This window comes from Phaeobacter sp. (genome assembly GCF_022825805.1).
Taxonomy (GTDB): Bacteria; Pseudomonadota; Alphaproteobacteria; order Rhodobacterales; family Rhodobacteraceae; genus Phaeobacter.
In genome coordinates this window covers 23,293-33,966 of record NZ_JAJDWC010000095.1, presented here as the reverse complement: position 1 = coordinate 33,966, position 10,674 = coordinate 23,293, and the positions used below count along the sequence as shown (strand labels likewise).

The following is a 10,674-nucleotide window of genomic DNA, read 5'->3' as shown; positions in this document are numbered from 1 at the left end:
CGAATACACGTCTTCGAACTTCATAAGTCGAACTTCCTGTAACACTTCTGTCCGCTTCATAACGCCTCCTTTCGGAGACATGATAAAACCGGACAGATCGCATGTTACCTACACCGGACATATCGCTTGTTAGCGACAGTTTTGCATGGTTCCTCTTGCGTGATCGAAGGAATCCCAGTAACAAACGCGCTGTCACTATAGGGGCGGTTAACGCACGGGCGGCATTCTGAGCAGGGTCGGGGCACACCTCGGCCCTTTGTGTTTGTCTGATCAGACCGGCATGTGCTGCGCCCCATACGGACCAATCTTTAAGACCGGCGGAGACAACCGCCCGGCCAGTAAAACCGATTTGTAAAGGAAACCTGAGACCTCATGGCTCAAACAACATCGATGGAGGAATTCGAAGCCCTCCTGAACGAAAGCTTCGAAATGGACACACCCGAAGAGGGTTCTGTTGTCAAAGGCAAGGTCATCGCAATCGAAGCGGGCCAGGCCATCATCGACGTAGGCTACAAAATGGAAGGCCGCGTTGAACTGAAAGAATTCGCAAACCCTGGCGAAGCTCCCGAAATCTCCGTTGGCGACGAAGTCGAAGTTTACCTTCGCGCTGCTGAGAACGCCCGTGGCGAAGCTGTTATCTCCCGCGAGATGGCGCGCCGCGAAGAAGCATGGGATCGCCTGGAAAAAGCATACGCAGACGACCAGCGCGTCGAAGGTGCGATCTTCGGTCGTGTCAAAGGCGGCTTCACTGTCGACCTGGGCGGCGCAGTTGCGTTCCTTCCCGGCTCGCAGGTTGACGTGCGCCCCGTGCGCGACGCAGGCCCGCTGATGGGTCTGAAGCAGCCGTTCCAGATCCTGAAAATGGACCGTCGTCGCGGCAACATCGTTGTGTCCCGTCGCGCAATCCTCGAAGAGTCCCGCGCCGAACAGCGCGCCGAAGTCATCGGCAACCTGTCCGAAGGTCAGGCCGTGGATGGTGTGGTCAAGAACATCACCGAATACGGTGCGTTTGTTGACCTGGGCGGCGTTGACGGCCTGCTGCACGTCACCGACATGGCATGGCGCCGTGTGAACCACCCATCCGAGATCCTGTCCATTGGCGAAACCGTCAAGGTGCAGGTTATCAAGATCAACAAAGATACCCACCGTATCTCCCTGGGCATGAAGCAGCTGCAGGAAGATCCATGGGATCTGGTTGGCGCGAAATATCCGCTGTCCTCCGTGCACAAAGGCCGCGTCACCAACATCACCGATTACGGTGCATTTGTTGAGCTGGAGCCAGGCGTCGAAGGTCTGGTCCACGTGTCCGAAATGTCCTGGACCAAGAAGAACGTCCACCCGGGCAAGATCGTTTCGACCTCGCAGGAAGTCGACGTCATGGTTCTGGAAATCGACGGCTCCAAGCGTCGTGTCTCCCTTGGTCTCAAGCAGACCATGCGCAACCCATGGGAAGTCTTCGCGGAATCCCACCCCGAGGGCACTCAGGTCGAAGGCGAAGTCAAGAACATCACCGAATTCGGTCTGTTCATTGGTCTCGACGGCGACATCGACGGCATGGTTCACCTGTCCGACCTGTCCTGGGACGAGCGCGGCGAAGATGCGATCCAGAACTACCGCAAAGGCGACCTGGTTTCGGCCGTTGTCTCCGAAGTGGACGTCGAGAAAGAGCGTATCTCCCTGTCCATCAAGGCACTCGGCGGCGACAAGTTTGCTGAAGCCGTTGGTGGCGTGAAGCGCGGTTCTGTGATCACTGTTGAAGTGACCGCGATCGAAGACGGTGGCGTCGAAGTGGAATACGAAGGCATGAAGTCCTTCATCCGCCGCTCCGACCTGTCGCGTGATCGTGCAGAGCAGCGTCCTGAGCGTTTCTCGGTTGGCGACAAGGTCGACGTACGCGTCACCAACGTCGACTCCAAGACCCGCCGTCTGGGCCTGTCCATCAAGGCACGCGAAATCGCGGAAGAAAAAGAAGCCGTCGAACAGTATGGCTCCTCCGACTCCGGCGCGTCCCTGGGCGATATCCTTGGCGCGGCGCTGAAGTCCGGCGACTGATCGACCAATTGGCGATTTAAAATCTTTGAAGCGGTCCCACATGTTGGGGCCGCTTTTTTGTTTGCGCAGACATCAAATTGAAGGCGTGTCAGGCGCATGTCGGGGCCGGGCAGCGACGCGGCCGCTGCGATCTTTGCCTGCGCTTTGCGGCGATCTGTCACAACGAATCAACGGCAGCAGGTCTCCGAAATTCCCGAAAGCATGGGTTGTGAAACGGCGTCGGATCTCTGGATCATGCGCTCCTGCGCGCTAATCTTTGGCAAACACAGAATAATCCATGCCTGTTCCTCGGATCAAATGGTGACGGTTTGGGGAAACAGACCTATAGTCATGGGTATAATATTTCGCCGAAACTGGCTTGGGAGGGACGGAATATGATCCGCTCGGAATTGATCCAGAAGATTGCAGACGAAAACCCACATCTGTATCAGCGTGATGTGGAAAGGATCGTCAACACCGTATTCGAAGAAGTGACAGATGCGATGGCCCGTGGCGACCGGGTCGAGTTGCGCGGCTTTGGCGCCTTTTCGGTCAAGCAGCGGGACGCACGCGTGGGTCGCAACCCGAGAACCGGTGAAACGGTCCATGTCGAAGAGAAACACGTGCCGTTCTTCAAGACTGGGAAGCTCTTGCGGGATCGCCTCAACGGAAAAGCTTAATGCGCTACATTCGCTATGCCATTCTCGGCGCCATTGCCATTGCACTGGTGTCCGTCTCCCTTGCAAACCGCTCTTTGGTGGAGTTGAAACTGCTGCCTGAGGCGCTCGCTGAATTGATCGGTTACAATCTCCGGATCGAGCTGCCTCTGTTTGCCATCGTTCTTGGCGGCATTGCGGCCGGATTGGTGATTGGGTTCATTATCGAATGGTTGCGAGAGCATAAGCACCGCCGCGAGGCTGATCAGAAGACACGCGAAGCGCGCAAGCTGTCACGGGAAGTGGCCCGGCTGAAAAAGCAGAAGAACGAAGGTAAGGACGAAGTACTTGCCCTTCTGGACGAAGCTAGCTGATCCGCACCAATGACCAACATTCGCGTGAAGATTTGCGGGCTTCGAACCCCGCAGGACATCGCCGCTACTGCTGCGGCTGGTGGGGCCTACATAGGCTTCAATTTCTTTCCAAAGTCACCCCGTTCGGTCACACCTGAGGAGGCGGCTGCGCTTGCACTCGAGGCGCCCGTCGGGCTTTGCAAGGTTGCTTTGGTTGTTAATGCAGACAATGATCTGCTGGATGATATCACGGCCAAAGTGCCGTTGGACATGATCCAGCTGCACGGGCAGGAAACACCTGAACGGGTTGCAGAGGTCAAATCCCGCTACGGTCTGCCGGTGATGAAAGTGCTGGGAGTGTCCACGCCGGAGGATATCCAGCGCATCGACGCATATGAAGCAGTCGCCGATCAGATCCTGGTTGATGCCAAAGCGCCAAAAGATGCTGTTCTGCCCGGCGGCAATGGCGTTTCGTTTGATTGGCGGTTGCTGGCGTTGAAGAAGTACTGGCGCAAGCCATGGATGCTTGCGGGTGGGCTGACGCCCGACAATGTGGCCGAAGCGATACGCATGACAGGTGCAAGCCAGGTTGATGTTGCCTCCGGGGTGGAAAGCGCGCCTGGCGAAAAAAGCGCCGAGTTGATTGCAGCGTTTTGCGCCGCGGCGAACAGCCCGCGCCGCTGAACGCGGTGATGGCTGATCCGGCACTTGCCGCAAGGGCTGCGATATAGGGCCTCACACAGCAGAATTCCATGGGTGTCCCTTTACCCCGGTCGAGGGGCGCTATACTCATATCGGGTGCCGCGAAGAAGGAATGGACCATGGCCGAAGATCTTTTCAACAGCTTTATGAACGGCCCCGATGAGCAGGGCCGGTTTGGTATTTTTGGTGGGCGATTTGTCAGCGAAACTCTTATGCCGCTGATCCTGAGCCTCGAAGAGGAATATGACCGCGCCAAGGATGATCCGAGCTTCTGGGCGGAAATGGAAGATCTGTGGAAGCACTATGTCGGGCGCCCGAGCCCGTTGTATTTTGCCGAGCGGCTGACCGATCACCTGGGCGGCGCCAAGATCTACATGAAGCGCGATGAACTGAACCACACAGGCGCGCACAAAGTGAACAACGTGCTCGGTCAGATCCTGTTGGCACGGCGCATGGGCAAAACCCGGATCATCGCAGAAACCGGTGCGGGCCAGCACGGTGTTGCGACCGCAACGGTTTGTGCCAAATTCGGTCTTAAATGCGTTGTCTACATGGGCGCGCATGACGTTAAACGCCAGGCACCGAACGTATTCCGCATGCGCCTGTTGGGCGCAGAGGTCATTCCTGTCACATCCGGTCGTGGGACGCTGAAAGACGCGATGAACGATGCTCTGCGGGATTGGGTGACCAACGTCCACGACACGTTCTACTGCATCGGAACCGTGGCCGGTCCACACCCTTATCCAGCGATGGTGCGCGATTTCCAATCCGTGATCGGCAAGGAAGTGCGCTGGCAGCTCGCCGAACAAGAAGGCGAGGGCCGTCTGCCCGACACCGTGATCGCCGCGATTGGCGGTGGGTCCAACGCCATGGGGCTGTTCTATCCGTTCCTGGACGACAAATCGGTCAACATCATCGGTGTCGAAGCCGGTGGTAAGGGTGTTGACGAGAAAATGCAGCACTGCGCGTCTCTGACCGGTGGCCGCCCGGGCGTTCTGCATGGCAACCGCACCTATCTGTTGCAGGATGACGACGGTCAGATCCTGGAAGGGTTCTCCATTTCAGCGGGACTGGACTATCCCGGTATCGGCCCAGAACACGCCTGGCTGCATGACATTGGTCGGGCCGAATATGTGTCGATCACCGACCGTGAAGCGCTGGAAGCGTTCCAGCTGTCCTGCGCGATGGAAGGGATCATTCCGGCGCTCGAGCCCAGCCACGCGCTGGCGCATGTGATGAAGATCGCACCAGAGCTGCCGAAGGACCATATTCTGGTAATGAACATGTGTGGGCGTGGGGACAAAGATATCTTCACCGTCGCGCGTCACCTCGGTTTTGATATGTCTGATACCGAGGAAGGTCGCGATACAGATTGATCGCACCACATGGAATGAGAAAAGGCACCTGCTTCGCGGGTGCCTTTTTCATTTGTGCGGCTGATCAGTTGGATGCACTGCGGAACGCGTGTCGTTCCAAGATATGTAGTGGAACGATTTCAAGCGCTTTGCGGTGGGTGGCGTCCAGTTTGACCTGAGGCGCGCAGCCTTCGTCGGCAGCCTGTAGAAAGCGGCCAGCGCACAGGCACCAGCTGTCCCCGGGGTTGAGCCCTGCAAACCCAAATTCAGGACGCGGGGTCGACAGATCGTTGCCTACGTATTTTGAGAACGCCAAAAACTCTTCGGTCATGATTGCGCAAACCGTATGGCTGCCCTGATCCTGGGCGCAGGTGTTGCAATGACCATCGCGAAAGAAGCCAGTCATTGGAGCGGTTGAACAGCTTGCCAATGATCCGCCGTGTACATTCACACTTTCATCTTTGTCCATAGATCCATCCTAGAGCGACTGTGCCAGAGTGCGGAGCATGCTGATATTTTGTTGTGACACACCGGGTTTTCGAAAACCGCGGTCTGCAGCTGTGACAACGATCACCACATCTCGACCCTGATCAATATAGATATATTGCCCGTAGACCCCTCTGGCCAGAAATTCACCAGGTTGTGCGTTGCGAGGGATCCACCATTGGAACCCATATCCAGCCTTGCCCTCCGCCGTCGGAGCCGACGGGCGAGTAGATTGGGCGATCCAGTCTTTTGGTGCGATTTGTTTGCCAGCAAACTGGCCATCCTGTGCGACCATCAGGCCAAACCGTGCGAAATCGCGGGTTGTCTGGTTGATGCCGCCCAGCACGAAGGCAACGCCTGCGCCATCCGTCAGATAATGGCCGGATTGTTCCAGCCCCAGATGCTGCATCACCCGGTCAGATAGGAGCGCTGGAACGGTCTCACCGGTCGCCCCGCGAATGACCATGCCCAACACGTGAGTATCCATTGAGACATAGCGCCATTCGGTCCCCGGCTCTGCAACAGTGTCGTTCAGATTGGCCGTGAAACCATCCAATGTGCCGCCCAGTGCAAGCTCGCGCCCCATCCGATTGATGTCTGAATCGTAGTCCAGATAGTCCTCATCGAAGGCCACTCCGCTGGCCATGTTCAGCACATTGCGCAGTGTCGCACCATCATAGGCCGTGCCACGCAAAGACGGGGCATATGCCACGACCTCATCATCCAGCGAGGCGATCTTTCCCTCGGACAGAAGGATGCCAAACAGAACCGAAAGGTAGGATTTCGCCACGGACCAGGACACACGCAGATCGCTTTCTTCTGTGCCCAGATGGTAGCTTTCATGGCGCGTCTCACCCTCTTTCAGCACAAGCAGCGAGGTGACAGAGCGTTCCTCTATCCATTGCGCAACTGTGTCGGGCAGGACCATGTCTGGCCCCTGGGGCAATTCGCTGGTTAGCGCAGACCCACGATCCAGCGGCGCGGTCAGGAAGGCAGCGTCCATGTTTGAAAAGTTGTGTACGATGTGGTCGGCATCAAAGAGCGTGTTCACCGCCCAAAGCCGTTGGATTTCGTCCCGTTTGTAGAAAGCGACAGCCGCAGCAACCAGACAAAGGGCGAGAGTGGTGAACCCCGCAATTCGAAACCATTTACGCATGATGCTATCCTGTGATCCGGGCCGGGCGTGCAACTGACAGCCGTGCGTGCGGCCGACTGTTGCCTTATTTGAACTTGTCTAACAGACGCTCCATGGCCGATCTGTTGTCCTCTACAGCGGCATCCTGAGTGGCAGAGTCTTTCGGAGCTGCCTCCTTAGGTGGTTTTTGCGCACTCTTGGAGCTGCGCGGCGGTGCGACGCGCAATGCGACCGCATTCATGAACTTGCCGCCGTCGCCTTTGGCAAGATAGGGCGCACCGTCTGATATGCCGCGCAGCAGATCGTCCAGCCACGCTTCTTCGGCCTTGGCGAAATCGCGCAGAACGTAGCCTGCCACCGCATCCTTGTGGCCAGGATGGCCGATGCCCAACCGCACGCGACCATAGTCGGCCCCGATGTGAGAATGGATCGAACGCAGGCCATTGTGGCCAGCATGGCCGCCGCCCTGTTTGACGCGGGCCTTGCCGGGGGCAAGGTCTAGTTCATCATGCAGCACGGTCACCGCATCTGGGGTCAGCTTGTAAAACCGCATGGCTTCGCCGACGGACTGACCAGAGAGGTTCATAAAGGTCTGTGGCTTCAGCAGCAGGACTTTCTCCCCGGCCATCTGCCCCTCGCAGAGCTGGGCCTGAAATTTGCTCTTCCACGGTGAAAACCCGTGATCACTGGCGATCTGATCCAGTGCCATGAACCCGATATTGTGCCGGTTTCCCGCATATTTCGCGCCCGGATTTCCGAGGCCAACAAAGAGTTTCATGTGAGAGACTTTCCCATTCTGCCTGCCAAGGTTTTAAGAGCCGGGCTCTTTGAGCGCAATATTTGCATCGCCCTTGCATTGCCAAGAATGTATGGGCGTATTTGCAAAAGAAAACGGGCCCCGAAGGACCCGTTTCCAATGTGTCTGACGTGGGAGTGCGCTTACGCCTCCGCTGCGTCCTCTTCGCCTTCCGCTTCGTTGTCTGCGGATTTCAGACCCGAAGGTGCAGAAATGTTGGCAACAACAAAGTCACGGTCGATGGTCGGCTGTGCGCCTTCCGGCATAGTGATGGACGAGATGGTGATGGTGTCACCGATGTTCACACCCGCCAGGTCAACAACCAGCTTCTCAGGGATGTCACCGGCGGTCACAACCAGCTCAACCTCTGGGCGGACGGCGGTCAGAACGCCGCCACGCTTCAGGCCGGGCGCTTCGTCTTCGTTGATGAACTCAACAGGAACGAACAGGTTCACTTTGGATGTGCGACGCAGGCGCATCAGGTCGAAGTGAGTAGGCAGGTCCTTGACGACGTCACGCTGAACATCGCGGCAGATGACGCGCACGTCTTCTTGACCTTCGATTTTCAGGTTCCAGAGAGTGGACTTGAAACGACCAGCTTTCAGTTTTTTCAGCAGTTCGTTGAAGGGGATCTGGATCGACATCGGTTCCGCGTCGCCACCAAATACAACCCCAGGAACCATGCCAGCACGACGTGCTGCACGAGCGGCGCCCTTGCCCGACCCCGTACGTTCCTGGCAAACAAGATCAGGAATCTGACCAGCCATGATAATTCTCCAATATGACAATGGGGGTGCCTCCAAGGCTGTCACCCCGCGTGAAGCTGCGCTGTTAGACCGGATATCGCGTTTTTGCAAGCCACAAAGGAGCGACAAAGGTCTGTTGCGGCCTTTAAACACAGATATGGCCCGTAGAATTCGGGCCATATCCAGATCTTTGCGATCCGACCTTAGCTGCGCGGTATCACTGATCCATCCAGCGACCGCCGAAATCTTCGGGAATCAGGAGATTGTGACGTCCCAGATCGGCCACTGATTTTTCGCCACAAAGCGCCATGGTCGTGTCCAGTTCGCGGTGCAGAACCTCTAGCGCCTTGGTTACGCCCGCTTGTCCCATCGCGCCAAGGCCATAGACAAAAGCCCGGCCAATCATCGTGCCTTTTGCGCCAAGCGCGAGCGCCTTCAGGATGTCCTGACCAGAGCGGATACCGCTGTCGAGATGGACCTCGATTTGATCACCCACCGCGTCCATGATGGCCGGTAGCATCTGAATAGAGCTCAGCGCGCCGTCCAATTGACGACCACCGTGGTTGGATACGACGATCGCATCTGCACCGACGTTCGCCGCCATCTTGGCGTCTTCGGCGTCCAGGATACCCTTTAGGATGACCTTGCCATCCCACAGGGCGATCAGTTTTTCGATCTTGCCCCAATCCAGCGAGGGGTCAAATTGTTCAGCGGTCCAGGCGCCAAGTGAAGAGGCGTCCGAGATACCGTCGACATGGCCAACAATATTGCCAAAGTTGCGGCGTTTCGCGCCAAGCATTTCGATGCCCCAGGCCCATTTGGTCATAAGGTTTGCAATTGTCTTTGGGGTGAGCTTTGGTGGAGCGGACAGGCCGTTTTTCAGGTCCTTGTGGCGCTGTCCAAGGATCTGAAGGTCCAATGTGATCACCAGGGCTGAACACTTCGCATCTTTGGCGCGCTGGATCAGACGCCCGACGTAGTCTTCGTCCTTCATCGTGTAGAGCTGGAACCAGAAGGGTTGCGTGGTTGCGCCTGCCACATCTTCGATGGAATTGATTGACATAGTCGAGAGCGTGAAGGGCACCCCAAACTCTGCTGCCGCACGCGCTGCTTTGATTTCTCCGTCAGCGTGCTGCATGCCGGTCAGGCCGACAGGTGCCAGAGCCACAGGCATGGCGACGTCCTGTCCGATCATCTGGCTGGCTGTGCTGCGCCCAGCCATGTCCACAGCCACACGCTGGCGCAGGCGGATTTTTTCAAAATCATGGGTGTTGTCGCGGAACGTCTGCTCGGTCCAGCTGCCACTTTCTGCATAGTCATAAAACATGCGCGGTACGCGCCGCTCGTAGATGCGTTTGAGATCTTCAATGTTTGTAATGACTGGCACGGTCAAATCCTCGCCTTATATTGGTAATAGTTTCTTGCCAATTATTCCTGCGCTGCGCAATCCTGCCTATAACCGATAAAAAAGGCCGCACTTTTCGGTGCGGCCCATCACATGCTCCCATTTGGGGCAATCAGGCGGAATGAGCGCCTTCGGTCAGGGTTTTGACAAACTCCAAGACTTCGCTGATCGGTTTGCCCGTGGCAACCTGGCTCACAATGGCGGAGCCGACCACTGCGCCATCAGCGACGGAGGCGATGGCTTTTGCCTTTTCAGGGGTATTGATGCCGAATCCGACGATGACGGGCAGATCAGTGCTGGCCTTGATCCGCGCGACCTCGGGTCCGACATTTGTGGCCTGCGCTTCTGCCGCACCAGTGATGCCGGTGATCGACACGTAGTACACGAAGCCAGAGGTATTCTGCAGAACGCGGGGCAGGCGTTTGTCGTCGGTGGTGGGTGTTGCCAGCCGGATAAAGTTCAGCCCGGCGGCCTGCGCGGGCAGACACAGTTCACTGTCTTCTTCTGGGGGCAGATCGACCACGATCAGGCCATCAATGCCTGCTTCTTTTGCATCCGCCAGAAAGGCATCGACGCCGCGGCTGTAAATCGGATTGTAGTATCCCATCAAAACGATTGGCGTGGTGTCGTCATCTTCCCGAAAGCGGCGGGCTAGCTCCAGGGTCCGCTCAAGTGTCATTCCGGCTTCCAGGGCGCGCTGTCCGGCCAATTGGATGGTTGGGCCATCGGCCATTGGATCGGTGAAGGGCAGACCCAATTCGATGATGTCTACGCCTGCGCCGGGCAGCCCTTTGACCAATTCCAGCGAGCTGTCAAAATCCGGATCACCGGCCATGACGTAAGACACGAAAGCCTTCTTGTTGGCGGCGTTCAATTCAGCGAATTTTGCATCAATGCGGGTCATGAGAGGGCCTCTTCACAGTATCTGCCCCGGTGTGCCGAATGTTGCGTCAGAAATCAATCCCGCCAGTACTGCAGCCGGTGCTGCGATAAATGCTGTAGCGACTGC

11 protein-coding genes are annotated in these 10,674 nt (G+C 57.1%); 5 read left to right on the top strand and 6 right to left on the bottom strand.

The features are described 5' to 3' along the window. Positions 1–372: 372 nt before the first annotated feature. From rpsA to trpB, 5 genes are all read left to right on the top strand, one after another. The gene (rpsA, locus tag Q0C28_RS10695) at positions 373–2,052 is read left to right on the top strand and encodes a 30S ribosomal protein S1 (RefSeq protein WP_293575600.1); all 1,680 of its coding nucleotides are present in this window, start codon (positions 373–375) and stop codon (positions 2,050–2,052) included. 374 nt (positions 2,053–2,426) lie between these two features. Continuing rightward, positions 2,427–2,711, top strand: coding sequence for an integration host factor subunit beta (ihfB, locus tag Q0C28_RS10690; protein WP_008560927.1), 285 nt, complete (start codon positions 2,427–2,429; stop codon positions 2,709–2,711). Continuing rightward, complete coding sequence (locus Q0C28_RS10685; protein WP_293575566.1) at positions 2,711–3,061, top strand: LapA family protein; 351 nt, start codon at positions 2,711–2,713, stop codon at positions 3,059–3,061. Before ihfB ends, Q0C28_RS10685 begins: the two co-directional genes overlap by 1 nt. Before the next feature lie 9 nt (positions 3,062–3,070). After that, a complete protein-coding gene (locus Q0C28_RS10680) occupies positions 3,071–3,724 on the top strand; it encodes a phosphoribosylanthranilate isomerase (protein WP_293575565.1) in 654 nt (217 codons plus the stop codon). Between the two features lie 137 nt (positions 3,725–3,861). Then, positions 3,862–5,118, top strand: a complete 1,257-nt coding sequence (gene trpB, locus Q0C28_RS10675; RefSeq protein WP_293575563.1) for a tryptophan synthase subunit beta — start codon at positions 3,862–3,864, stop codon at positions 5,116–5,118. A 64-nt stretch (positions 5,119–5,182) separates the two neighbouring features. On the opposite strand, the gene Q0C28_RS10670 is transcribed toward trpB, so the two are convergent. The 6 genes from Q0C28_RS10670 to trpA form a co-directional block, all read right to left on the bottom strand. Then, positions 5,183–5,566: a DUF2237 domain-containing protein gene (locus Q0C28_RS10670; RefSeq protein ID WP_293575561.1), complete on the bottom strand. Its 384-nt coding sequence runs from the start codon at positions 5,564–5,566 to the stop codon at positions 5,183–5,185. A gap of 9 nt (positions 5,567–5,575) precedes the next feature. Further along, positions 5,576–6,739 (bottom strand): serine hydrolase, encoded by a 1,164-nt coding sequence (locus tag Q0C28_RS10665; protein WP_293575559.1) that lies wholly within the window; start codon positions 6,737–6,739, stop codon positions 5,576–5,578. Positions 6,740–6,803: 64 nt separating this feature from the next. Beyond that, the gene (gene pth, locus Q0C28_RS10660; protein ID WP_293575557.1) at positions 6,804–7,496 is read right to left on the bottom strand and encodes an aminoacyl-tRNA hydrolase; all 693 of its coding nucleotides are present in this window, start codon (positions 7,494–7,496) and stop codon (positions 6,804–6,806) included. A 161-nt stretch (positions 7,497–7,657) separates the two neighbouring features. Continuing rightward, a complete protein-coding gene (locus Q0C28_RS10655) occupies positions 7,658–8,281 on the bottom strand; it encodes a 50S ribosomal protein L25/general stress protein Ctc (RefSeq protein WP_293575555.1) in 624 nt (207 codons plus the stop codon). A 196-nt stretch (positions 8,282–8,477) separates the two neighbouring features. After that, a complete protein-coding gene (locus tag Q0C28_RS10650; protein ID WP_293575553.1) occupies positions 8,478–9,647 on the bottom strand; it encodes an alpha-hydroxy acid oxidase in 1,170 nt (389 codons plus the stop codon). A 130-nt stretch (positions 9,648–9,777) separates the two neighbouring features. Then, positions 9,778–10,569, bottom strand: a complete 792-nt coding sequence (gene trpA, locus Q0C28_RS10645) for a tryptophan synthase subunit alpha (RefSeq protein ID WP_293575551.1) — start codon at positions 10,567–10,569, stop codon at positions 9,778–9,780. Between the last annotated feature and the right edge of the window lie 105 nt (positions 10,570–10,674).